23 protein-coding genes and 1 tRNA gene are annotated in these 23,896 nt (G+C 65.6%); 9 read left to right on the top strand and 15 right to left on the bottom strand.

Annotation, left to right across the window (positions count from 1 at the left end; genetic code table 11):
* Positions 1–12: 12 nt before the first annotated feature.
* Complete coding sequence (gene cysM / locus AC0IYU_RS10655; RefSeq protein WP_435435129.1) at positions 13–915, bottom strand: cysteine synthase CysM; 903 nt, start codon at positions 913–915, stop codon at positions 13–15.
* A gap of 42 nt (positions 916–957) precedes the next feature.
* Between cysM and AC0IYU_RS10650 the strand changes: the two genes are divergently transcribed.
* Positions 958–1,042, top strand: a tRNA-Leu gene (locus AC0IYU_RS10650).
* A 132-nt stretch (positions 1,043–1,174) separates the two neighbouring features.
* Here the strand turns inward: AC0IYU_RS10650 and AC0IYU_RS10645 are convergent.
* Positions 1,175–2,107 carry an SDR family oxidoreductase gene (locus AC0IYU_RS10645; protein WP_472116242.1) on the bottom strand — a complete coding sequence of 311 codons (933 nt, stop codon included), beginning with the start codon at positions 2,105–2,107 and terminating at the stop codon, positions 1,175–1,177.
* Between the two features lie 55 nt (positions 2,108–2,162).
* On the opposite strand from AC0IYU_RS10645, the gene AC0IYU_RS10640 reads away from it, so the two are divergent.
* Both AC0IYU_RS10640 and AC0IYU_RS10635 read left to right on the top strand, forming a co-directional pair.
* Positions 2,163–3,227: a CDP-6-deoxy-delta-3,4-glucoseen reductase gene (locus tag AC0IYU_RS10640; RefSeq protein ID WP_472116239.1), complete on the top strand. Its 1,065-nt coding sequence runs from the start codon at positions 2,163–2,165 to the stop codon at positions 3,225–3,227.
* Between the two features lie 29 nt (positions 3,228–3,256).
* Positions 3,257–4,234, top strand: coding sequence for a Bug family tripartite tricarboxylate transporter substrate binding protein (locus tag AC0IYU_RS10635; protein WP_472116236.1), 978 nt, complete (start codon positions 3,257–3,259; stop codon positions 4,232–4,234).
* A 105-nt stretch (positions 4,235–4,339) separates the two neighbouring features.
* Here AC0IYU_RS10635 and AC0IYU_RS10630 read toward each other — a convergent pair whose 3' ends face one another.
* The 8 genes from AC0IYU_RS10630 to AC0IYU_RS10595 all read right to left on the bottom strand — a co-directional run bounded on the left by AC0IYU_RS10630 (position 4,340) and on the right by AC0IYU_RS10595 (position 13,633).
* Positions 4,340–5,101, bottom strand: coding sequence for an ABC transporter ATP-binding protein (locus AC0IYU_RS10630; RefSeq protein WP_435440664.1), 762 nt, complete (start codon positions 5,099–5,101; stop codon positions 4,340–4,342).
* Between the two features lie 16 nt (positions 5,102–5,117).
* Positions 5,118–5,894, bottom strand: coding sequence for an ABC transporter ATP-binding protein (locus tag AC0IYU_RS10625; RefSeq protein ID WP_472116233.1), 777 nt, complete (start codon positions 5,892–5,894; stop codon positions 5,118–5,120).
* 20 nt (positions 5,895–5,914) lie between these two features.
* Positions 5,915–7,123 carry a branched-chain amino acid ABC transporter permease gene (locus AC0IYU_RS10620; RefSeq protein WP_472116230.1) on the bottom strand — a complete coding sequence of 403 codons (1,209 nt, stop codon included), beginning with the start codon at positions 7,121–7,123 and terminating at the stop codon, positions 5,915–5,917.
* Positions 7,124–7,133: 10 nt separating this feature from the next.
* A complete protein-coding gene (locus AC0IYU_RS10615; RefSeq protein WP_435440650.1) occupies positions 7,134–8,063 on the bottom strand; it encodes a branched-chain amino acid ABC transporter permease in 930 nt (309 codons plus the stop codon).
* 241 nt (positions 8,064–8,304) lie between these two features.
* Positions 8,305–9,597 carry a replication-associated recombination protein A gene (locus AC0IYU_RS10610; RefSeq protein ID WP_472116228.1) on the bottom strand — a complete coding sequence of 431 codons (1,293 nt, stop codon included), beginning with the start codon at positions 9,595–9,597 and terminating at the stop codon, positions 8,305–8,307.
* A gap of 16 nt (positions 9,598–9,613) precedes the next feature.
* Positions 9,614–10,246, bottom strand: a complete 633-nt coding sequence (gene lolA, locus AC0IYU_RS10605; protein ID WP_435482933.1) for an outer membrane lipoprotein periplasmic chaperone LolA — start codon at positions 10,244–10,246, stop codon at positions 9,614–9,616.
* A 181-nt stretch (positions 10,247–10,427) separates the two neighbouring features.
* Entirely contained in the window at positions 10,428–12,863 is a 2,436-nt protein-coding gene (locus AC0IYU_RS10600) for a DNA translocase FtsK (protein WP_472116225.1), read from the bottom strand.
* A gap of 95 nt (positions 12,864–12,958) precedes the next feature.
* Positions 12,959–13,633, bottom strand: coding sequence for a Crp/Fnr family transcriptional regulator (locus AC0IYU_RS10595; protein ID WP_435440646.1), 675 nt, complete (start codon positions 13,631–13,633; stop codon positions 12,959–12,961).
* A 180-nt stretch (positions 13,634–13,813) separates the two neighbouring features.
* Between AC0IYU_RS10595 and trxB the strand changes: the two genes are divergently transcribed.
* The 3 genes from trxB to rpmG all read left to right on the top strand — a co-directional run bounded on the left by trxB (position 13,814) and on the right by rpmG (position 15,373).
* Entirely contained in the window at positions 13,814–14,773 is a 960-nt protein-coding gene (gene trxB / locus AC0IYU_RS10590) for a thioredoxin-disulfide reductase (protein WP_472116222.1), read from the top strand.
* Positions 14,774–14,954: 181 nt separating this feature from the next.
* Positions 14,955–15,188 carry a 50S ribosomal protein L28 gene (rpmB, locus tag AC0IYU_RS10585; protein ID WP_007830293.1) on the top strand — a complete coding sequence of 78 codons (234 nt, stop codon included), beginning with the start codon at positions 14,955–14,957 and terminating at the stop codon, positions 15,186–15,188.
* An 11-nt stretch (positions 15,189–15,199) separates the two neighbouring features.
* Positions 15,200–15,373 (top strand): 50S ribosomal protein L33, encoded by a 174-nt coding sequence (rpmG, locus tag AC0IYU_RS10580; protein WP_007830291.1) that lies wholly within the window; start codon positions 15,200–15,202, stop codon positions 15,371–15,373.
* Between the two features lie 171 nt (positions 15,374–15,544).
* Here the strand turns inward: rpmG and AC0IYU_RS10575 are convergent, their stop codons facing one another.
* The 3 genes from AC0IYU_RS10575 to AC0IYU_RS10565 form a co-directional block, all read right to left on the bottom strand.
* Positions 15,545–16,759 carry a DesA family fatty acid desaturase gene (locus AC0IYU_RS10575; protein ID WP_435482930.1) on the bottom strand — a complete coding sequence of 405 codons (1,215 nt, stop codon included), beginning with the start codon at positions 16,757–16,759 and terminating at the stop codon, positions 15,545–15,547.
* 132 nt (positions 16,760–16,891) lie between these two features.
* On the bottom strand, positions 16,892–18,163 hold the full coding sequence (locus AC0IYU_RS10570; protein WP_435482929.1) for an RsmB/NOP family class I SAM-dependent RNA methyltransferase: 1,272 nt from the start codon (positions 18,161–18,163) through the stop codon (positions 16,892–16,894).
* Between the two features lie 53 nt (positions 18,164–18,216).
* A complete protein-coding gene (locus AC0IYU_RS10565) occupies positions 18,217–20,070 on the bottom strand; it encodes a M48 family metallopeptidase (protein WP_472116219.1) in 1,854 nt (617 codons plus the stop codon).
* 48 nt (positions 20,071–20,118) lie between these two features.
* Between AC0IYU_RS10565 and AC0IYU_RS10560 the strand changes: the two genes are divergently transcribed.
* On the top strand, positions 20,119–20,352 hold the full coding sequence (locus AC0IYU_RS10560; protein ID WP_435440641.1) for a DUF1653 domain-containing protein: 234 nt from the start codon (positions 20,119–20,121) through the stop codon (positions 20,350–20,352).
* Between the two features lie 69 nt (positions 20,353–20,421).
* Here AC0IYU_RS10560 and AC0IYU_RS10555 read toward each other — a convergent pair whose 3' ends face one another.
* Positions 20,422–20,739: an I78 family peptidase inhibitor gene (locus AC0IYU_RS10555; protein ID WP_435493828.1), complete on the bottom strand. Its 318-nt coding sequence runs from the start codon at positions 20,737–20,739 to the stop codon at positions 20,422–20,424.
* Between the two features lie 36 nt (positions 20,740–20,775).
* Complete coding sequence (gene purN, locus AC0IYU_RS10550) at positions 20,776–21,372, bottom strand: phosphoribosylglycinamide formyltransferase (RefSeq protein WP_472116216.1); 597 nt, start codon at positions 21,370–21,372, stop codon at positions 20,776–20,778.
* Between the two features lie 133 nt (positions 21,373–21,505).
* Between purN and AC0IYU_RS10545 the strand changes: the two genes are divergently transcribed.
* Both AC0IYU_RS10545 and AC0IYU_RS10540 read left to right on the top strand, forming a co-directional pair.
* Complete coding sequence (locus AC0IYU_RS10545; RefSeq protein ID WP_472116213.1) at positions 21,506–22,687, top strand: acyl-CoA dehydrogenase family protein; 1,182 nt, start codon at positions 21,506–21,508, stop codon at positions 22,685–22,687.
* Between the two features lie 12 nt (positions 22,688–22,699).
* The gene (locus tag AC0IYU_RS10540; protein ID WP_472116210.1) at positions 22,700–23,815 is read left to right on the top strand and encodes an acyl-CoA dehydrogenase family protein; all 1,116 of its coding nucleotides are present in this window, start codon (positions 22,700–22,702) and stop codon (positions 23,813–23,815) included.
* The last annotated feature ends 81 nt before the right edge of the window (positions 23,816–23,896 follow it).

The raw sequence follows: 23,896 nt of genomic DNA, 5'->3' as shown, positions 1-23,896 counted from the left end.
GCGGGTTGTCGTTTATGCCGGGAAGACGCCCGTGGAGAGGTAGCGGTCGCCACGGTCGCATACCACGAACACGATGGTGGCGTTCTCCACGGTCTTCGACACCTCCAGCGCGGCCCACAGGGCGCCGGCCGCCGAGATGCCGCCGAAGATGCCCTCTTCGCGCGCCAGGCGCCGGCACATTTCCTCGGCGTCGTCCTGGGTCACGCTGATTTCCTGGTCGACCCGGCTCGGATCGAAGATCTTGGGCATGTACTCGGCCGGCCACTTGCGGATGCCCGGAATGCGCGAGCCTTCGGCCGGCTGCGCGCCGACGATGCGCACAGCGGGGTTCTTCTCCTTCAGGAAACGCGACACGCCGGTGATGGTGCCGGTGGTGCCCATGGCGCTCACGAAGTGCGTGACCTTGCCCTTGGTGTCGGCCCAGATCTCGGGGCCCGTGGTCTCGTAGTGGATGCGGGGGTTGTCGGGGTTGGCGAACTGGTCGAGCACGCGGCCCTTGCCCTGCCCCACCATCTGCTCGGCCAGGTCGCGCGCATATTCCATGCCGCCGCTCTTGGGCGTGAGCACAAGCTCGGCGCCGAAGGCCTTCATGGTCTGGGCACGTTCGACGGAAAGGTCCTCCGGCATGATCAGCACCATGCGGTAGCCCTTGATGGCCGCGGCCATGGCCAGCGCGATGCCGGTGTTGCCCGAGGTGGCTTCGATCAGCGTGTCGCCGGGCTTGATCTCGCCGCGTTCTTCGGCACGCTTGATCATGGAGAGGGCTGGCCGGTCTTTCACCGAACCCGCCGGATTGTTGCCCTCCAGCTTGCCGAGAATCACGTTGCCGCGCTTGGCATTTTCTGCGGCGTGGATGCGTTGCAGGGCGACCAGGGGCGTCTTGCCGATGGCATCTTCGATCGTCGGATAATTCATGTCGGCCACTGTGCCATAATTTTGGGCTTGCTTCAGAACCCTGCCCGGGTGGTGAAATTGGTAGACGCAGGGGACTCAAAATCCCCCACCGAAAGGTGTGCCGGTTCGATTCCGGCCCCGGGCACCACACTTTTTCTCGCCCCCAGGCTTCGCGCACTTCGTGTCGCTTCTCCTTCCCCCTACCGGGGGCGATACCGGCGGAGCCGGTTCCGCGGTATCCCTGGAAGGGGCCGGGCCATCTGCCCCGGCCGACCCGCAGTCAGGCTGCTTCGCGCAGGCCGGTGTGCACGGTCGGATACACCAGCCGCACCCGCAATTCGCGCTTCAGCCGCGTGTTGTCCAGCAGGCGAGACTCCCCCATGAAACTCAACAGCTGCACCGGCAACTGACGCTCGGCCTCGCCGCGTGCCACGCGGGGCGGGCGCGGCAGGCCGTAGAGGTCGGCGGCCAGGTCGATGTAGTCGCCCATGCGCAGCTCGGTGTCGTCCGAGGCATGCACGATGCGCTGCGGCTTGCCGCGGAACAGCGCCGCCACGCAGGCGCGCGCCAGGTCGTCGGCGTGGATGTGGTTGGTGTAGACATCGTCCTCGCGCCGCAGCACCGGCGTGCCGCGCAGCAGGCGGGCGCGGGGCGTGCCGTTGTCGCGGTCAGGGGCATAGATGCCCGGAATGCGCAGGATGCTGGCGCGCACGCCCGCGCTGCGGCCCAGCCAGCGCACGGCGCGCTCGGCATCCACGCGGCGGTGGGCGCGCGGGGTGTCGGGCCGCACGGCACGGGCTTCGCCCACCCAGGCGCCGCCGCAGTCGCCATAGACGCCGCTGGTCGATCCGTAGACGAAGGCCGAGGGCACCGAGCGCAGGCGCAATGCCCGCGCCAGCGCCGTGGTCCGATGGTCGCGCCACCATTCCTTGCCGCCCTCGCGGGCGGGCGGCGCCAGGTGGAGCACGCGCGTGGCGATGCCCGCCAGCCGGCGCAGGGTGGCGGCATCGTCCAGATTGCCCACCAAGGGGCGAATACCGGCCGCCCGCAGGGCGCCCACCCGGTCGGCCGACGACGTGAGCGCCACCAGCTGCACGCGGCCTCTCAGGTCGCGCGCCACGCGCTGGCCGACGTCGCCGCAACCGACGATCAGGAGGCGCTCGCGCCGAAACCGCGCCGGCAGTGCGCCGGAGGGGCTATTGATTGAAGGCAAAATCCTGTTCCCTTTCCGTTTTCAGACACAGGCTGAAACAAGCCGAAGAATACCGATGACTGCTACAGCGCCGCTCGACGCGGGTTTTTCGATCACTGTCGAACCCAGCGGGCGGCATTTTGTCGTTCAGGGGGACGAAACCATCCTCGCGGCCGGCATTCGGCAGGGCATCGGCCTGCCCTACGGCTGCAAGGACGGCGCATGCGGCTCCTGCAAGTGCAAAAAGCTCTCGGGCGAAGTCACGCTCGGCCCGCACCAGAGCAAGGCCCTCAGCGCCGAGGAACAACTCGCCGGCTTCGTGCTGACCTGCTGCGCCCATGCCAAGAGCGACGTGGTGCTCGAATCGCGCCAGGTCACCGAGGCCGGGGCCATGCCGATCCGCAAGATGCCGGTGCGGGTGCAGGCGCTCACCCGCCTGTCGCACGACGTGATGATGATGCGCCTGCAACTGCCCGCCGGCGAGCCGCTGCAGTTCCACGCGGGCCAGTACGTGGAGTTCATCCTGCGCGACGGCGCGCGCCGCAGCTATTCGATGGCCAATGCGCCGCACACGCTGGGCGAGCCCGGCACGGGCATCGAATTGCACCTGCGGCACCTGCCGGGCGGCAAGTTCACCGATCATGTGTTCGGCACCATGAAGGAAAAGGAAATCCTGCGCATCGAGGGCCCGTTCGGCAGCTTCTTCCTGCGCGACGACTCCAGCAAGCCGATGGTCCTGCTGGCGTCCGGCACGGGCTTCGCGCCCATCAAGGCGCTGCTGGAGCACCTGAAGTTCAAGGCCAGCCAGCGGCCCGCCACGCTCTACTGGGGAGGCCGCCGGCCTGAAGACCTCTACATGGACGCCTGGGTGCACGAGCAGATGGCGCAGATGCCCCACCTGCGCTACGTGCCCGTCATCTCCAACGCCACGCCCGACGACAACTGGACCGGGCGCACCGGCTTCGTCCACCAGGCCGTGCTCGAAGACTTTGCAGACCTGTCGGGCCACCAGGTGTATGCCTGCGGTGCGCCCATCGTGGTCGACTCGGCCAAGCGCGACTACGTGGCGCTGGCCGGCCTGCCCGAAGAAGAGTTCTTCGCCGACGCGTTCACCACGGAGGCCGACAAGGCCGTTCCCTGAATTTCCCGAGACCACTACCGCTAGAACAAATGAAGACGAGACACTTCCTTCTCACGCTGCTCGCCAGCGCCACGGCCCTGATGGGCGCAGCGCCGGCGACGGCCCAGCAACAGCGCCCCATCCGCCTCGTGGTTCCGTACGCCGCGGGCGGCCCCATCGACAACACGGCGCGCATCCTGGCCGAACGCGTGAAGGACACGCTGGGCCCGGTCATCATCGACAACAAGCCCGGCGCAGGCGGCAACATCGGTGCCGACATCGTGGCCAAGGCGCCCGCCGACGGCCTCACGATCGGCATCGCGGCCACCGCCACCAACGCGGTGAACCCCTGGCTTTACAGCAAGATTCCGTTCAACGCCGCCACCGACTTCGCGCCCATCACGCAGATGGTCCGCGTGCCCAACGTGCTGGTGATGAACGCCGACACGGCCAGGCGCCTGAACATCAACACCGTGGCCGACCTGATCCGCTACGCCAAGGCCAACCCCGCCAAGCTCAACTACGGCAGCGGCGGGAACGGCAGCGCCGGGCACCTGGCAGGCGAGCTGTTCAAGAAGGAAGCGGGCATCTTCGCGCTGCACATTCCGTACAACGGCGGCAGCCCGGCGCAGCTGGCGCTGATTTCGGGCCAGGTCGACTTCAACTTCGACAACCTCGCCACCGCCGCGCCGAACATCCGCTCGGGCAAGCTCAAGGCGATTGCCGTGACGACGCTGCAGCGCAGCAGCTCGCTGCCAGACGTGCCGCCCATCGCGGACACGCTCAAGGGCTTCTCCATTGATACGTGGTGGGGCCTGGTGGCACCGGCCGGCACGCCGCACGACGTGGTCGTGAAGCTGAACCAGGCCTTCGTGGCGGCACTGAACGCACCGGAAACGAAGACCCGTTTCGCCGGCCTGCTGGCCGAGCCGGTGGCCAGCTCGCCGGAGCAGTTCGGTGCTTTCATGAAGAGCGAGCTCTCCAAGTACGAAGCGGTCGTCAAGGCGACCGGCGCGAAAGTGGACTGACCCCCGGGCTTCGCGCACTTCGTGCCGCTTTCCCCCTTGCAAGGGGGCAATACCTGCGGTCCGGCAGAGCCGGTTCCGCGGTATTTCCGGAAGGGAATCCGGCGGCTATTCGCCCAGGTAGGCGGCCCGCACGCGCGGGTCGCTGAGCAGGGCCTTGGCTTCACCGTTCATGGTGATCAGGCCCGACTCCATCACATAACCGCGGTCGGCCAGCTGCAGCGCGCGGTTGGCGTTCTGCTCCACCAGCAGGATGGTCACGCCCTGCGAGGCCACGGTCTGCACCACCTCGAAGATCTTGTCGCACATGATGGGCGACAGGCCCATGGTCGGTTCGTCGAGCAGCAGCACCTTGGGGCGGGCCATCAGCGCGCGGCCCATCGCCAGCATCTGTTGCTCGCCGCCCGACATGGTGCCGGCCAGCTGGTCCTTGCGCTCGCGCAGGCGCGGGAAGGTGACGAAGACGCGCTCCATGTCGCTGGCGATCTCGGCCTTGTCCTTGCGGATGTAGGCGCCGATCTGCAGGTTCTCGGTGATGGTCATGCGCGTGAACACGCCGCGGCCTTCCGGCACCATCACGAGGCCCTCGCCCACCAGGTCCCAGGCGCCGCGACCCTTGATGCTGCGGCCCAAGAACTCGATGGTGCCGGCCCCGGGCGGCAGCGTGCCGGTGATGGCCTTCATGGTGGTGGTCTTGCCGGCGCCGTTGGAGCCGATCAGCGAGACCAGCTCGCCCTCGCGCACCTCGAAGTCCACGCCCTTCACGGCCTGGATGCCGCCGTAGCCCACTTTCAGGCCGCTGACCTTCAGCAGCGTCTTGCCTGCCGCCTTGGCCTGCGCCGCGTTCGACACGGTTTCTTGTTCGCTCATGGTTGCGGTGCTCATGTCAGTGGCCTCCGGTGCCGAGGTAAGCCTCGATCACCTTTTCGTTCTTCTGCACGTCGGCCGGCGTTCCTTCGGCAATCTGCTTGCCGTAGTCCAGCACGGTGACGCGGTCGCACAGGCCCATGATGAGCTTGACGTCGTGTTCGATGATCAGGATGGTGCGGTTGTCGCGCCGGATGCGGTCGATCAGCTCGCGCAGCGCCACCTTCTCGGTGGAATTCATGCCGGCGGCTGGCTCGTCCAACGCGATGAGCTGCGGGTCGGTGGCCAGGGCGCGTGCAATTTCCAGGCGGCGCTGGTCGCCGTAGCTCAGCGTGCGGGCCTTGTAGTCGGCGAACTTGCCGATGCCCACGTAGTCGAGCAGCTCGTGCGCGCGGTCGGCAATGGCCTTCTCTTCGGTCTTGAAGCTGCGGGTGCGCAGCATCGCGCCGAACACGCCCGAATTCGTGCGAATGTGGCGCCCGACCATCACGTTTTCCAGCGCCGTCATTTCGGCGAAGAGGCGGATGTTCTGGAAGGTGCGCGCAATGCCGGCCTTGGCCACTTCATGCACGGCCGTCGGCTGGTAAGGCTTGCCCGCAAGCTCGAAGCTGCCGCTGTCGGGCGTGTACAGGCCGGTGATCACGTTGAAGAACGTGGTCTTGCCCGCGCCGTTGGGGCCGATCAGGCCGTAGACCTGGCCGCGCTTGATGGTGATGCCCACGTCCGAGAGGGCCTGCAAGCCGCCGAAGCGCTTGGAGATGCCGCGCACGTCGAGGATGGTGTCCGTAGTCGTCATGTTGATGGGTCCTGCGGCGTTCACGGATTGATCGACATGGGGCGCGAGGCCGCGCCCGGCAATTCGTCGGCGGGCGAGTCGATGCCCGGCGCATGCGTCTGCAGCGACCCCGGAGCCACGGCCGCATGGGCCGGGTCGACGGGCACGCCGCCCTTCTTGGTCAGCGTCTTGCCGTGCTCCGGCGAAGGCCACAGGCCACGCGGACGCACCAGCATGATGATGATCATGGCCAGCGCAATGAAGAGCTGGCGCAGGATCGACGCGTCGAGGCGTCCGCCCGTGATCGATTGCAGCGGGCCGGCCACGTAGCGCAGCACCTCGGGCAGCGCGGCCAGCAGCACCGCGCCCAGAATGACGCCGGGCAGGTGGCCGATGCCGCCGAGCACGACCATGGCGACGATCATCACCGACTCCATCAGGCTGAAGGATTCCGGAGACACGAAGCCCTGGAAGGCCGCGAACATGGCGCCCGACACACCGCCGAAACTGGCGCCCATGCCGAAGGCCAGCAGCTTCATGTTGCGGGTGTTGATGCCCATGGCCTTGGCGGCGATCTCGTCTTCGCGAATGGCCATCCAGGCGCGCCCGATGCGCGAGACCTGCAGGCGGTGCGAGATGATCACGGTGGCGATCACCAGCACCAGGAACAGGTAGTAGTAAAGCGACACCGAAGAGATCGTGAAGCCGTCGAACTTCCATGCCTTGCCCAGGTCCAGGCCCCAGAACTTGATGGAGTCGATGGCCGTGATGCCCTTCGGACCGTTGGTGATGTTCACCGGCTGGTCCAGGTTGTTCAGGAACACGCGGATGATTTCGCCGAAGCCCAGCGTCACGATGGCGAGGTAGTCGCCGCGCAGCTTGAGCGTGGGCGCACCCAACAGCACGCCGAGGCAGCCGGCCACCACCAGGGCCAGCGGGACCACGATCAGCAGCGAGGTGTGCAGGCCGTTCGGGAACATCTGCGCGAACCAGGGGAAGGTCTCGGTCAGGTGCGACGACCCCATCAACGCATAGAGATAGGCACCCACCGCGAAGAAGGCCACGTAGCCCAGGTCGAGCAGGCCGGCGTAGCCGACCACGATGTTCAGGCCCAGGGCCAGCAGCACGTAGAGCAGTGCGATGTCGGCGATGCGCACCCAGGCGTTGCCCTGCATCTGCAGCAGCAGGGGCAGTGCCAGCACGGCGATGATGCCGACGACGTAGAGAGCGAGGTTCTTGCTGTTCTTCATGGTTCGCTCCTTAGGCACGGTCCGCCACGCGCTCGCCGAGCAGGCCCGACGGCCGCAGGGTGAGCATGACGATCAGCACGATGAACGCGAAGATGTCGCTGTAGTTGCTGCCCAGCACACCGCCCGTCAGCGTCCCGATGTAGCCCGAACCGATGGCCTCGATGAGGCCCAGCAGGATGCCGCCGACCACTGCGCCCGCGAGGTTGCCGATGCCGCCGAACACGGCCGCGGTGAAGGCCTTCAGGCCGGGCAGGAAGCCCATCGCATGTTGCGCGATGCCGTAGTTCGATGCGTACATCACGCCGGCGATGGCCGCGAGCACGGCGCCGATGATGAAGGTGGCCGAGATGACCATGTCGGGGCGGATGCCCATGAGGGCCGCCACGCGCGGGTTCTCTGCGGTGGCGCGCATGGCGCGTCCGAGCTTGGTGTAGTTGACCAGCCACATCAGCACCACGAGCGAGAACGCCGTGACGCTCAGGATCATGACCTGGGTGGGCGAGATGACGGCGCCGCCCAGGTGGATGGGGTCGGTGGGCAGCAGGTTCGGGTAAGCCTTGTTGGTCGGCTTCCAGATGATCATGGCCAGCGTCTGCAGCAGGATCGACATGCCGATGGCGGTGATGAGCGGCGCGAGCTTGGGGCTGTTGCGCAGCGGCCGGTAGGCCACCTTCTCGATCACGAAATTCAGGGTTGCCGCAACGATGCAGGCAATGACCAGGGAAATGAGAAGGATCAGCCACCCGGGGGTGCCGGGCATGGCGTCCTGCATGAGCCCGATGATGGTCCAGCTCGTCAGAGCCCCCACCATCAATACCTCTCCGTGTGCAAAGTTGATCAGATTGATGATGCCGTACACCATGGTGTAGCCCAAGGCTATCAAGGCATACATGCTGCCCAGTACCAGACCGTTGATGATCTGCTGCAGCAATATTTCCATAACGCGATTTCCTATGTGTTGCACCGACGCGGGGTGCCATTCACCCACCGAGGCACCGGTTTGGCGCCCTTGGCATGACAAGCAAAAAACCAGCCAACATGTGTCGCTGGCGGATTTGTGGGCGGGATTGTAAGCACGCACCAGCGCTGAATTGGTGCGTGTTGACCGGGGTTTACCCGCTCACCTCATGCTGTATGCGCGTGAGGTCATGCACTCGCTGGGTGCATGTTGCAAGACGGTATCAATCGTTGGTTTCCGCGTTTCGGCGTCGCAGTTCGCGCAGCTTCTCGCCGATGCGAATTTCGAGTCCGCGATCCACCGGTTCGTAGAAGACCTGGCCTTCCAGGCCGTCCGGGAGGTAGCGCTCGCCAGCGGCAAAACCGCCCTCCTCGTCGTGCGCGTACCGGTATCCCTTGCCGTAGTCGAGCTCCTTCATGAGCTTGGTGGGCGCGTTGCGCAGGTGCATGGGCACCGGGCGCGTGCTGTCCTTCTTGATGAGGGCGCGCACCGCGTTGTAGGCCTTGTAGACCCCGTTCGACTTGGGTGCGATGGCGAGGTAGACCACGCACTCGGCCAGCGCCAGTTCGCCTTCGGGGGTACCCAGGCGTTCGTAGACCTCGGCCGCGTCCAGCGCCAGGCGCAGCGCGCGCGGGTCGGCCAGGCCGATGTCCTCGCTGGCCATGCGCACCAGGCGGCGCGCCATGTAGCGCGGGTCGGCGCCGCCGTCGAGCATGCGCACGAACCAGTAGAGCGCGGCGTCGGGGTCGCTGCCGCGCACCGACTTGTGCAGCGCGCTGATGGTGTCGTAGAACTGTTCGCCGCCCTTGTCGTAGCGCCGCATGCGCTCGCCGAGCACGCGCAGCAACCACTCGTCGGTGATCTGCCCGAGCTTTTCGGCCTGCGCCGCGACGGCAAGCGTCTCGAGGGTGTTGAGCAACCGGCGCGCATCGCCGTCGGCATAGGCCACCAGGCGTTCGACCGCGGCGGCCTCGATGCCGGGCACGGCCTGGATCGCCTGCGCGCGCACCACGATCTGCTGGAGGTCTTGCTCGTTGAGCGACTGCAGCACGTACACCGCGGCACGCGAGAGCAGCGCGGAGTTGACTTCGAAGGACGGGTTCTCGGTGGTCGCGCCGATGAAGGTGAACAGACCGGATTCCACGTGCGGCAGGAACGCGTCCTGCTGGCTCTTGTTGAAGCGGTGCACCTCGTCCACGAAGACGATGGTGCGCCGCTGCTCGAGCCCGTCGCGCGTCGAGGTGGCGCGGTCGACCGCTTCGCGGATGTCCTTCACGCCACCCAGCACCGCGCTGATGCTGAGGAACTGGGCATCGAAGGCATCGGCCATGAGCCGCGCGATGGTGGTCTTGCCGGTGCCCGGCGGCCCCCAGAGGATGCAGGAATGCGGCTGGCCCGACTCGAAGGCGATGCGCATCGACATGCCCGGGCCGAGCAGGTGCTGCTGGCCGATCACCTCGCCCAGCGTCTTGGGACGCAGGCGTTCGGCAAGGGGCTGGTGGGCGGAGGTGGCCAAACCGATGGAGATTGCGCTATTGCTTGACGACGTCGGCGCCGGCGGGCGCCTTGAAATCGAACACGCTCGCGGGCATCGACGGGTTCACTTCGACCTTGCTGAACTTGAGCACCGAGCGCTGGCCGAAGCTGTCAAGAATCTCGAGCGCCGCCAGCGCGTCGCCCTGGAAGCCGACCTGCACGCTCTGCAGCTGGCCGTCCTTGTTCTTCGGCGTGGCCTTGACCCATTGCAGGCCATCGCGCTCCGGCGCGGCTTCCAGCGTGAAATCGGCCTGCAAGGCGCGCAGGTCGGGCGCCGCGGCAATCAACGCCGCGGGTGTGGAGCCCAGCGCCTGGGCCTGCGTACGTTGCGTGACCTGGTTGAGGTCGGCGTCGTACAGCCACAGCGTCTTGCCGTCGGCCACGATGCTCTGTGCAAAAGGCTTCTGGTAGTCGAACTTGAACTTGCCGGGACGCTGGAATTCGAAGGTGCCCGTCGAGGTCTTGGTGCGGCCAGGCTGGCCTTCGCGCGGCGGGGCGGTCACGGTCTGGGTGAAGTCGGCGCGGCCCGACTTGACGGTCTTCACGAAGGTTTCGAGGCTCTCGAGCCCGCCGGCCCATGCATTGGCGGAACACAGGAGGCCGATCAATAGCCAATGACGCAATTTCAATTTGGATTCCTCGCGATTGCTCGCAATAGCTGTGCTGTTGCACGGGGCTGTGCCACGGGCCTCGACCCTAACTGCCGTCAATTGCGGCAGCTGTAGGTCTGGATGAAGATTTGCAATGCCGTACAGCGCTTTTGCAAATTGCCTTTCAGCACGTAACCTGAATTCGAAGGCCCGCGGCCAATTACTCCGACGCGCGTGCCGGCACCAGAATTTCGCGCTGGCCGCTGCCGCTCATGGAACTGACCAGGCCGGCCTTTTCCATGTCTTCGACAAGGCGCGCGGCGCGGTTGTAGCCGATCTTCAGGTGGCGCTGCACCAGCGAGATGCTGGCCTTGCGGTTCTTGAGCACGACCTCGACCGCCTGGTCGTACATCGGGTCTTTTTCGGCATCGCCGCCGCCCAGCAGGTCGCCGTCACCATCGCCGTCGACCGTGCCGCCCTCGAGCACGCCTTCGATGTAGTCGGGCTCGCCCTGGCTCTTCAGGTAGGCGACCACGCGATGCACTTCCTCGTCGCTGACAAAGGCGCCGTGCACGCGGATCGGAAGACCCGTTCCACTGGGCATGTAGAGCATGTCACCCATGCCGAGCAGCGCTTCGGCGCCCATCTGGTCGAGGATGGTGCGGCTGTCGATCTTGCTCGACACCTGGAACGCGATGCGGGTCGGGATGTTGGCCTTGATCAGGCCGGTGATCACGTCGACGCTGGGACGCTGCGTGGCCAGGATCAGGTGAATGCCAGCGGCACGTGCCTTTTGCGCAAGGCGTGCAATGAGCTCTTCGATCTTCTTGCCGACCACCATCATCAGGTCGGCCAGTTCGTCGATGACCACCACGATGTGCGGCTCGCGCTTGAGCGGCTCCGGATCGTCGGGCGTGAGGCTGAACGGGTTGTAGATGAACTCTTCGCGTGCCTTCGCTTCGTCGATCTTGGTGTTGTAGCCGGCCAGGTTGCGCACGCCGAGCTTGCTCATGAGCTTGTAGCGGCGCTCCATCTCGGCCACGCACCAGTTCAGGCCATGCGCGGCCTGGCGCATGTCGGTGACCACGGGCGCCAGCAGGTGCGGAATGCCTTCATAGACCGACATTTCAAGCATCTTGGGGTCGATCATGAGCAGGCGGACGTCGCGTGCCTCGGCCTTGTAGAGCAGCGACAGGATCATGGCGTTGATACCGACCGACTTGCCCGAGCCGGTGGTACCAGCCACCAGCACGTGCGGCATCTTCGCGAGGTCGGCCACCACCGGGTTGCCAATGATGTCCTTGCCGAGGCCCATGGTGAGCATCGACTTGCCCTCGTTGTAGATCTGCGAGCCCAGGATTTCACTGAGCTTGATCGACTGGCGCTTGGCGTTCGGCAGTTCGAGCGCCATGTAGTTCTTGCCCGGAATCGTCTCGACCACGCGGATCGACACCAGCGAGAGCGAGCGCGCGAGGTCCTTGGCCAGGCCAAGGATCTGCGAGCCTTTGACGCCGGTGGCGGGCTCGATTTCGTAGCGCGTGATGACGGGGCCGGGCGACGCAAGCACCACGCGCACCTCGACGCCGAAGTCCTTGAGCTTCTTCTCGATCATGCGCGAGGTCATCTCGAGCGTGTCGGAAGACACCGTTTCCTGGCGCACCAGCGCCGCATCGAGCAGGTCGACCTGAGGCAGCTTGCTGTCGGGCAATTCCTTGAAAAGCGGCTTCTGGCGCTCCTTGACGACGCGATCGCTCTTGGGCACTTCGGCCAACGCGGGCTCGATCTGCACCGGCGGGGAAGCGGCGCGGCGCTTGGGCCGCGGCTCGATGAAAATTTCTTCGTCGTCGTCAGCGAAACCGCCCGGCGCCGGCGCCATGGAGGGCTCGGCCTTGCCGAGCGAATCGCCGCGCATGAACGCCGGCTCGTCAGCCTCGGCGCGCTCGCGGGCGGCCTGCTTGCCCATGGCGATGTCGGCCGCCATTTCGCGTTTCTCGCGGCGCGACTCGAAGAGCGAATACGCACGCGCGCCGATGCGCTCGGCGATCAGGCTCCATGAGAAGCGGAACACCAGCGCCGAACCGATCACGCCGCCCGCGATGGCAATCAGCGCCGAACCTGTGAAGCCCATCCAGCGAACGCTGGCCGGGCCCACGAGGTAGCCCAGCGCGCCGCCGCCGGAACCCGGCAGATGGGCTTCGAGACGATACAGTCGCGACCATTCGAGTACCGTGCTCGCGCACAGCAGCAGCACGAGGCCGAACCAGAACGCCAGGCGGCTGCGATTGAAACGGCCGCGCGGGGGCTGCTCGGCCGCCGGCGCAGACTCACCGCCGCGCAGCCATCCTGCGAGCGAAGAGAGCCAGGCACGCAGCCCGGCGGCAAGGCACCACCAGACGGAATAACCCGCAAGGAAATAGCTGCCGTCGGCCAGCCAGGCGCCGATGCGCCCGCCCCAGTTCTTGATTTCGCCCCCGGTGCCCGATGTCGACCAGGCCGCGTCGGAAGGCGTGAAGCTCAGCATGGCGAGCAGCCAGAACAACAGCGCTGCGAATCCTGCAATCAGCGTGATCTCGTGGGCGAAGCGCATGGCGCGCACGCGCACGGGTTGGCCCTGGGCGGCAGAAGAAGATTGAAGCGTATTGAGCGAATAGGTCATGAAAAACACGGCGTCCGGCCCGGAAAAACGGAGGCGGACGCACGAACACTACAACAAAAGGCCAGGGCCGCCAGTGATGGGCCGGCCCCGCAGGCTCAAGCCAGGGACAGGAGCCGTTCCTTGACGATCATCGAGCCGTCTTCCTGGGTCTGCACGAAACCGCGCTCTTCGAGGTCCTTCATGACGCGGCTCACCATCTCGCGCGAAGCGCCCACCATCTTGGCCAGGTCCTGGCGGGAAATCTTGTCACGCACCTTCAGGTTGCCCGCGCCGTCCTCGATGGCGAACTCGAGCAGCGAACGCGCCACGCGACCATACACGTCCATCAGCGCCAGCGATTCGATCTTGCGGTCGGCGTGGCGCAGGCGCTGCACCAGGCCGCGCATGATGTTGTATGCCATGGAGGAGTTCTCGGGCAGGCAACGCGCGAAGGCGTCGCGCCCCAGCATGAGCACGTCGCACTGGATTTCGGTGCGCACGGTGGCCGAATGCGGCTCGTCGTCGATCAGGCTCATCTCGCCCAGGTAGTCGCCGGGATGCAGCGTGGCCAGGATGACTTCGCGCCCGCGGCTGTCGGCGCTGGTGACGCGCGCGCGCCCCGTCAGGATGATGTAGAGCGCGTCGGACTTCTTGCCTTGCTCCACGACGACCTCGGAGCGCTTGAATCGCTTCTTGATGATCGCGTCCGCGATGCTTGCGGACTGCGTGGCCGTCAGAGACGCGAACAAGGGAACGCGCCGAAGCAATTCGAGGTTGGACAGCATCGACATTAATCAATCCCTGAGACAGCGCACGGAGCAGTCCAGAAGACCCGCCAATGGATTACTACAATCGCGCGCATTGAAAACACCGTTTACCCGGTGTTGAACCGGGCAGTGATACTCCATACATATCGCTACCACCCTGAAAATGTACACGCTGACGAAGCGTTCATCCTAGGTTTTCCACTCATGTCCGCACCCCAACACGCCCAGGTTTTGATTCTCGGCTCCGGCCCCGCCGGCTACACCGCCGCCGTCTACGCAGCGCGCGCAAACCTGAAGCCATTGCTCATCACCGGCATCGCTCAAGGCGGCCAGCTGATGACCACCACCGAGGTCGACAACTGGCCCGCCGATGTGCACGGCGTGCAGGGCCCGGACCTGATGCAGCGCTTCCTGGAGCACGCCGAACGCTTCAACACGCAGATCGTGTTCGACCACATCAACAAGGTCGACCTGAGCAAGCGCCCCTTCACCCTGACCGGCGACAGCGCCACCTACACCTGCGACTCGCTCATCATTGCAACGGGCGCCTCGGCCAAGTACCTGGGCCTGGCTTCCGAAGAAAAGTTCATGGGCCGCGGCGTCTCCGCATGCGCCACCTGCGACGGCTTCTTCTACCGTGAACAGGAAGTCTGCGTGATCGGCGGCGGCAATACGGCCGTCGAGGAGGCGCTTTACCTCTCCAACATCGCAAACAAGGTCACGCTGGTGCACCGCCGGGACAAGTTCCGCGCCGAGCCGATCCTGATCGACAAGGTGATGGAGAAAGTGGCCGAGGGCAAGATCGTCCTGAAGCTGCACAGTGAACTCGACCAGGTGCTGGGCGACGATTCGGGCGTGACAGGTATCCGCCTCAAGAGCACGAAGACCGGCGCCACCGAACAGATCGACCTCAAGGGTTGCTTCATTGCCATCGGCCACCACCCCAACACCGACATCTTCCAGGGCCAGTTGGACATGAAGGACAACTACATCCTGACCCGCTCCGGCCTGCAAGGCTTTGCCACGATGACCAGCATTCCCGGCGTCTTTGCCGCAGGCGACGTGCAGGACAACGTGTACCGCCAGGCGATCACCAGCGCAGGCACCGGCTGCATGGCGGCCCTGGACGCGCAGCGCTTCCTGGAACAGGACGGCACGCTTTAAACCAGGCGGCGGGGGAAAGGGCTATAATCCGAGGCTTTGCCGAAATAGGACCACCCTTCAACCAGGACAGGTTACGGCAAAGCCGGGGTACCGCCACCCGTTTCTGGCGAGGTCAAGCTGCAAAACACCCTGCGACTTTTCGGTTGCGAGCGGTGCCAGCTGTTCAAGAAAGAGTGTCCTCATGGCACGCGTATGCGACGTAACGGGCAAAGGCCCGATGGTCGGAAACAATGTTTCCCACGCCAACAACAAAACCAAGCGCCGGTTCCTGCCGAACCTGCAATACCGCCGTTTCTGGGTCGAAACTGAAAACCGCTGGGTTCGCCTGCGCGTTTCGAGCGCTGCCCTGCGCCTGATCGACAAGAACGGTATCGACGCCGTGCTCGCAGACCTGCGCGCACGCGGCCAAGCTTAAGGAGCTGAATCATGGCAACGAGCAAAGGCGGACGCGAAAAGATCAAGCTGGAATCCACTGCGGGTACCGGCCACTTCTACACGACCAGCAAGAACAAGAAGACGATGCCTGAAAAGATGTCGATCATGAAGTTCGACCCGAAGGCGCGCAAGCACGTCGAATACAAGGAAATCAAGCTGAAGTAATTCAGCTCCCGTTTTCCAAAACAAGAAACCCGCTGCTTACCCAGCGGGTTTTTTGTTGCCTGCACTTTCTTCGCCTCACTGCACTTCTCGCAAAAGCAGGGCAGGCGCTCGAAACTGACAGACGTAAAAAAGCCGGCCCTCAGGCCGGCTTCTTGATTGGGTTGGCTCGCGTCAGGCGCGTGCGGCACGCAGGCGGGTCGAGAAGTCGCGCAGACCGGCAATGCCGCTGGCTTCCGCACGATGGCACCATGCCGCCAGATCGGCCGCAAGTTGCTCACGAGACTGCGAGGTGTTCAGCCAGAGCTGGCGCAACTCTTCGCGCATCGTGACCATCTTGTCGAGCACCGGATGAGCAGCGCGGGCCTGCACAACGTGCGTGCGGGCCGACGCCGGCACCTTGTCGTCGTCACGGTGCAGCCAGCGCTTGGCGGCCTTGAGCACCGACAGGTCGGCACCCTTGGTCTTCAGCGCATCCAGCTCCAGGCTGGTGGCGCGGCGCATTTCACGCGCATAGCCGGCCATGACTTCGTAGCGGTTGGCAATGACGGCTTCGAGGGTCTTCTCGTTGGCCACGGGCTGGATGTCGCCCATCTGCATCTTCGGCGGCACCTTCTTGACCTTGGCCCAGCCGAGTTTCTGGAACACCTGGATGTAGACCCAGCCGATGTCGAACTCGTACTTCTTGACCGAGAACTTGGCCGAGGTCGGGTAGGTGTGATGGTTGTTGTGCAACTCTTCGCCACCGATGATCAGGCCCCAGGGCATGATGTTGCGGCTGGCGTCCTGCGCCTCGAAGTTGCGGTAGCCCCAATAGTGGCCGATGCCGTTGATGATGCCGGCGGCGGTGATGGGGATCCACAGCATCTGCACCGCCCACACGGCCATGCCGAGCGTGCCGAACAGCGCCAGGTTGATGACCAGCATCAGGCCGACGCCTTGCCAGCTGTAGCGCGTGTACAGGTTGCGCTCGATCCAGTCATCGGGCGTGCCGTGACCATAGCGCTCCATCGTTTCCTTGTTCTTCGATTCGGCGCGATAGAGTTCTGCGCCGCGCCAGAGCACTTCGTCGATGCCCTTGACCTGCGGGCTGTGCGGGTCGTCGACGGTTTCGCACTTGGCGTGGTGCTTGCGGTGAATGGCAACCCACTCCTTGGTCACCATGCCGGTGCCGAGCCACAGCCAGAAGCGGAAGAAATGCGACGGAATCGGGCCGAGATCCATAGCCCGGTGCGTTTGCGTCCGGTGAAGGAAGATCGTGACCGCGGCAATCGTGATGTGCGTGGTGACGAGCGTGTACAGCACGACTTGCCACCATGCGAGGTCCCACAGGCCGTGTCCGAGCCATTGAATGGCCGCGTCGAGAACGGCGGAGTCAGGAAGCAACATTGAGTCAGGTACTCCATGGCCACACGAAGGTGCAGCCTTAAGGTAACCTGCGATTTTAAAGGGGTGGACCCGAAACGGGCCCTTTAAACCTTTAAGAAAACCGCAGATTTACCCTCGTTTGGAGTGCTGTCCCTATTTGCGGTTCCACACGGCGGCAAAGAAACCGTCGGTGGAATGACGGTGGGGCCACAGGCGCAGGTAGCGCAGCCCCCCCTCCCCGCCGGCGCACAGTGCTTCAAAACCCTCGACTTTCAGGCCTTGCAGCAGTTCTGCCGCGTCCACCGGCACGAAATCGGGGTTGGCAGCACCGAAAGCCTCGGCAATGGCCTCGTTTTCCTCCGGCAGCACGCTGCACGTGGCGTAAACCAGACGGCCACCCGATTTCACGAGCCGCGCCGCGCTTTGCAGGATGGCGGTCTGCTTGACCGTCAGTTCCTCGACAGATTTGACCGACTGGCGCCATTTCAGGTCCGGGTTGCGCCGCAACGTGCCCAGCCCGGAGCACGGCGCATCGACCAGCACGCGGTCGATCTTGCCCGCCAGGCGCTTGACGCGGTCGTCGCGTTCATGGGCGATGGCGGCCGGATGCACGTTCGACAGCTTGCTGCGCGCCAACCGCGGCTTGAGCGCGTCCAGCCGGTGCGCCGACGTGTCGAACGCGTACAGGCGCCCGGTGTTGCGCATCGTCGCGCCGATGGCCAGCGTCTTGCCGCCCGCGCCGGCGCAGAAGTCGACCACCATTTCACCGCGCTTGGCGTCCAGCAGCAGCGCGAGCAGTTGCGAGCCCTCGTCCTGCACCTCGACGGCGCCGCGGGCAAATGCGTCCAGCTTGGTCAGCGCCGGCTTGCCTTCGATGCGCAAGCCCCAGGGCGAGAACGGCGTTACTTCAGATTTGATAGCAGCCTTCGCAAGCTCCGCCTTCACTTCTGCCCGTTTGTCGGTCAACGCATTGACGCGCAGGTCGAGCGGGGCGGGTTGCTGAAGGCTCTCGACCAGCGGCCAGAAGCCGTCGCCCAGTTGCGCCTTCAGCGGCGCGACCAGCCACTCGGGCAGGTTGTGGCGATGGCGTTCGAGCAGGTCGTCGGGCTTGACGGCGTCGCAGTTGTCGAGCCAGCGCTTCTCGGTGTCGTTGAGCGCGCTCTTCAGGAAGTCGCGCGGGCCATAGAAGCCGAGGATCGCCATGCGGCGCTCCTTCGAGCCGCTGCCCGAGGGCGAGAGGTGGTCGAACAACAGCTTCTTGCGAAGCACGGTGTAGACGGTTTCGGCGAGCGTCGCGCGCTCGCGCGGGCCGAACTCGCGGTGGTCGCGGAAAAAGCGCGAAACGACCTGGTCGGCCGGGTGATCGAATTTCAGGACAAGGCCGACCAGATCGGCGGTGGCCTCCAACAGGGCTTTGGGGTGCATCCCCCCATTGTCTCAGCCAGCCGACCCCTTCGGTCCGGCGCCGCATTCAAGGGTTATGCGGTGCGTGCCCAGACCTCGCCAAACGCCTGCTGTTCGATGTCTTCCACCGAGGGCGAATGGCCCGCCCACAGCACCAGCGTGGCGCCCGGCAGGGTCAGCGTCTGCTCCAACTGGCGGCACATCTGCCAGCGGTCCTCGTCGTCGAGCCCCGGCAGGTCGACGAACACGATGTAGGCACGGCGCCATGGAAACTCGCGCAGATTCTTGCGCACCAGCCAGGCCCGCGAGGCGGGCAGGCAGCGCACGAGGTCGGCGCGAAGTTCTCCCAGCTCGTAGTCGCTGAGGTCGTGCCGCGAGATCTGGCTGAAGAACGGCGTGCCCGTGATTTCCTCCCAGGCGCGCGCCTCGGCCTCCTCCGCCTCCTTGAGACGGCCGCGCCACAGCTTGAGCGCCTCTTCCTCGTGCGGTCCCGCATCGGGGTCTTCCAACGTGCCCACCGCACTCCTGGCGGCCCACCAGCGGCTGGCCGCGCCGGAGCCGTGCAGCCGCTCGAGCACGGCGAGGCGCGACGCACGGTCGCTCGCGGGCAGCATCTGGGCCAGGCCGCGCAGCGCGCCCGGATGCTCCGGAGCGATGCGCAGGGCGCTTTCGTAGCGCACACGAACGGGCGCCGCCGGGTCGAGCCGCCGCTCCGAATCGGCCCACTCGACCATCTCGTCAGGCGTGTTGTGCTCGCCGCGCGCAGCCAGCACCGAGATGCGTTCACGAATGCGCAAGCGGTGCGCATGGTGCTGCTTCCAGTCGGCCGCGTGCGCGCGGCGCCACTGGTTGTCGAAGTACTCGATCCACTTCTTGCGGTCCGCGAGCAGTTCGAGCGCCGAGCGCTGGGACCATTCGGGCAGGGCCGCCTTCTGGTGGAGTGCCTCCAGCCGGTCGCGCAGCACCGGGTGGGTGTCGTCCAGGTCGCTGACGCGGCGCATCGCCTCGCGCAGCGCCTGGCGCGCAAAGTCGTCGTCTGGCGGCGTGCGCACGCGCTTGCGCAGCGCCGCGAACGGGCCTGGCGGCTGCGGATCGTGCTCGGCGCGCGACCAGTGCCAGGGCCAGAACTCGTTGGCGTACCAGCTGCCCCTGATCGCGATCTCGGTCAGCGCGGCGGCCGCCACCGAGGTGCCTAGCAAACGGCCCGAGATGCGGTCGGCCTCGTACTCGTCCTGCCGGGCCAGTGCGAAGGTCTTGGCCGCGAAGCGCGGGAAATACCAGCGAAAGAAAGCCTGCGAGAACAGCGCCATCACGCCTTCGTTGCGCTGCAGGTTGGCGTCGAGCTTGATCCAGGACAGCCGTGTGCGGTAGATCCACGCGCTCAGCTTGCCATGGTTGCCGCGCAGGTGGCCGTACTCGTGCGCCAGCACCGACAGCAGGCGCCGCCGGTCGAGCATCATCAAGAGCGGCAGGCCGATGCTCAAAGAATTGATGGCGCCGCCGAAGAGGCCGAAGCGCGGCACCTGGCGGATGCTGGCGTTGAATTCGTCGTCCAGGTAGACGTGGTGCACCAGCGGGCCCTTGATCTTGCTGCGGATGCGGTCCAGCGCCTCGAACAGCGCGGGCGCGTCGTCGCGCTGGAGTTCCACGCCCTCGGGCTCGTCGAAGCGCACCCAGAGCGCGCGCAGCGTGGCCCAGAGCAGCCCGCCCGCAAACAGCAGCACCCAGCCGCGCGTGAAGCTGAAGCGCTCGTCGCGAATCGACACAAGCACCCAGACAATGAGCCCCACCGCAAGTCCGAGGCAGCCCAGCACCCAGACATAGCCGAGCGCGGCAAAGGCCGCCACGCTGCGTCGATAGCGCGCACTGTCGTCCGCACTGGCATGCTCGCTCAGTCGAACCAGATGAACAAAATCCGCGCGATCCATCCGACTCCCGTCACATCAATCCCAGACAGTTCCTGAAAGAAGCCCCCGTTGAACGACGAAGACCTCCCGCCCCTGATCGAAACACCGCCCGGCCGCTACCGTCACTACAAGGGCGGCGAATACGAGGTGATCGGCACCGTGCGCCACAGCGAAACGCTGGAGCCGATGACGCTGTACCGTGCCTTGTACGGCGCCCACGGACTCTGGGTCCGGCCGGCCGCCATGTTCGGCGAGACCGTCGACATCGACGGCACACCGCGGCAAAGATTCACCAAAATCTAGTCATTCAAGCTGAAAACGCTTGTCCATCCTGAATAGTTTGCTACTTTTTCAATAGCAAACAAATTCACCTCAACCGCAGCGGACGTCGGTCACGCGGTTGCGCGCGTCCACATCGAGATTGAGTCGTCCGCCATTCAGTTCGGTCGTGGCTGCGTCACCTGGCTTCAGCACACGCACCGTGCCGGCCGCTGCGCGCACGCGGGCGGCGGCTTCGAGCTGGGGCGTCAGGGGCTGGCCCACGGCAAAACGTGCACCGTCGGCGCTGCATTGGAAGACCGGCTCCGGCGGCGGTACGGGTGCAGCCGCTGCGGGCGCGGGCGCAGGCGCTGCACAGCCGGCCAGCAGGGCGGCGGCGAAGGCGGCCAACAGCAACGATTGGGTTTTCACGTCAACACTCCCGAAAACCCGCGAATATAAACAACTTTAAGGTTTGTGACTCAATGTATCTGCAAGCCATCCCGCGATGGCACGCGGATACAACAGATGCTCCTGCGCAAGCACCCGGCCGGCCAATGTGGCGGCGGTGTCTTCGGGCAGCACGGGCACCACGGCCTGCGCCAGGATCGGTCCGTGGTCGAGCTCTGTGGTCACCTGGTGCACCGTGACCCCGGCCACCTTGCAGCCTGCCTCGATGGCACGCTGGTGCGTGTGCAGCCCCGGGAAAGCCGGCAGCAGCGAGGGGTGGATGTTCACCAGCCGCCCCGCATAGCGCCCGACGAAGCCCGGCGTCAGGATGCGCATGAACCCGGCCAGGACCACCAGCGCGGGCGCGTGGGCGTCGACCGCCTGCGCCAGTGCTTCGTCGAAGGCCTCGCGGGTGGCGAACGCCTGGTGCGGGATCACGGCCGTGGCGATGCCGTGCGAGGCGGCAATCGCCAGCCCGCCGGCCTCGGCCTTGTTGCTCATCACCGCGGCAATGCGCGCGCCAAAGCGCTCGGCCCAGCGCTCGCGCTCGGCGGCGCGCACGATGGCCGCCATGTTGGAGCCGCCGCCGGAGATCAGGATCACGATGTTCTTCATGGGAGGCGGGATTATCCGTGCCTGCCTCCCTTGTCGCGGCGCGGACACCGCATAGCAGCACGACCGTGCTAAAACTCCGGGCTCCGGAGACACACCGCGTCTGCGGCGAAACGATCAACACAGCGAGGCACGCATGGATTTGAGCTTCACACCCGAAGAACAGAAGTTCCGCGAAGAAGTTCGCGCCTGGGTCAAGGACAACCTCCCCAAGGAGATTTCGCACAAGGTGCACAACGCGCTCGAACTGACGCGCGACGATCTGCAAGGCTGGGCCAGGATCCTCGGCAAGAAGGGTTGGCTGGGCTACGGCTGGCCCACCGAATTCGGCGGCCCGGGCTGGACCGCCATCCAGCGCCACCTGTTCGAGGAAGAAACCGCACTGGCCGGCGCGCCGCGCATCATCCCCTTCGGTCCCGTGATGGTCGCACCGGTGATCATGGCCTTCGGCAACGCCGAGCAGCAAAAGCGCTTCCTTCCCGGCATCGCCAGCGGCGAAGTGTGGTGGAGCCAGGGCTACAGCGAACCGGGCTCGGGCTCCGACCTTGCCTCGGTCAAGACCAAGGCCGAGCGCAAGGGCGACAAATACATCGTCAACGGCCAGAAGACCTGGACCACCCTGGGCCAGTACGGCGACTGGATGTTCAACCTCGTGCGCACCAGCAACGAAGGCAAGCCGCAGACCGGCATCAGCTTCCTGCTGCTCGACATGAAGTCGCCCGGCGTCACCGTTCGCCCCATCAAGCTGCTCGACGGCGGGCATGAAGTGAACGAGGTGTTCTTCGACAACGTCGAAGTGCCGGCCGAAAACCTGATCGGCGAAGAGAACAAGGGCTGGACCTACGCCAAGCACCTGCTCTCGCACGAACGCACCAACATCGCCGACGTGAACCGCGCCAAGCGCGAGCTCGAACGCCTCAAGCGCATCGCCAAAAGCGAGGGCGTGTACGAAGACGCGCGCTTCCGCGACGAAATCGCCAAGCTCGAGGTCGACATCGTCGCGCTCGAGATGATGGTGCTGCGCGTGCTGTCGGCCGCCACCTCGGGCAAGAACTCGCTCGACGTGGCCGGCCTGCTCAAGATCCGCGGCAGCGAGATCCAGCAGCGCTACAGCGAACTGATGATGCTGGCCGGCGGCGCCTATTCGCTGCCGCTGATCCGCGAAGCGATGGAAGCCGGCTGGCAGGGCAACTTCCCCGGCGGCAACCCGGCGCTCGCACCGTTGGCATCGACCTTCTTCAACATGCGCAAGACCACCATCTACGGCGGTTCGAACGAAGTGCAACGCAACATCGTCGCGCAGACGGTCCTGGGCTGAGGAGACACGAACATGGATTTCAATTTCACCGACGACCAGGAACAGCTGCGCGACGCCGTTCGCAAGTGGGTCGACAAGGGCTATGACTTCGAGCGCCGCCGCGGCATCGAGGCCAAGGGCGGCTTCTCGCGCGAGGCCTGGGACGAACTGGCCGAGCTGGGCCTGGGCGGCCTGTACATCAGCGAGGACGACGGCGGCCTGGGCATGGGCCCGGTGGCCGGCATGGTCGTGATGGAAGAACTGGGCCGCGGCATCGTGCTGGAGCCCTTCGCGCAGACGCTGATCGCCGGCGCGGTGCTCAGCGGATATGCCGACGGCAGCACCAAGGAAAGCTGGCTGCCGCGCATCGCCGGCGGCCAGGCCATCGTGGTGCTGGCGTACCAGGAACGCAAGGCGCGCTACCGCCTCGACCTGTGCGACGCCACGGCCGTGAAGTCGGGCAGCGGTTATTCGCTGACCGGCGCCAAGAGCGTGGTGCCGGTGGGCGACGAGGCCGACGCCTTCATCGTGCCGGCCAAGGTCGACGGCAAGATCGCCCTCTTCCTGGTCGAGCGCAGCGCCAGCGGCGTCGAGGCGCGCGGCTACGGCACGCAGGACGGCAGCCGTGCGGCCGAGGTGGTGTTCGACAAGGCCGACGCCACGCTGCTCACGACCGACGGCCTGGCCGCGCTCGAACACGCGGTCGACGTGGGCATTGCCGCCCTCTGCGCCGAAGCGGTCGGCGTGATGGACAAGACCGTTGCGCTGACCATCGACTACATGAACCAGCGCAAGCAGTTCGGCGTGGTCATCTCCAGCTTCCAGGCGCTGCGCCATCGCGTGGCCGACATGAAGATGCAGCTGGAGCTCGCGCGCTCCATGAGCTACTACGCCACGCTCAAGCTCAACGCCCCGGCCGACGAACGCCGCCAGGCGCTCGCGCGCGCCAAGTACCAGCTGGGCACGTCGATGCGCTACGTCGCCGCGAACTCGGTGCAGCTGCACGGCGGCATCGGGGTGACCGACGAATACATCGGCAGCCATTACTTCCGCAAGCTCACGCAGATGGAAATGACCTTCGGCGACACCCTGCACCACCTGGGCGAAGTGTCGGCACGCATGCAGGACACGGCCGGCGTCTTCGCCTGACGGTCTTTTTCTCATAGCATCCAACGCCCGCCCGCCTTGCGCCGGCGGGCGTTTTCACTTGAAAACTCGCCCTCAGGAACG

The organism is Variovorax sp. AC103, assembly GCF_979254005.1.
The sequence above is the reverse complement of the archived record's forward strand: the minus strand, read 5'-3'. Positions and strand labels throughout refer to the sequence as shown.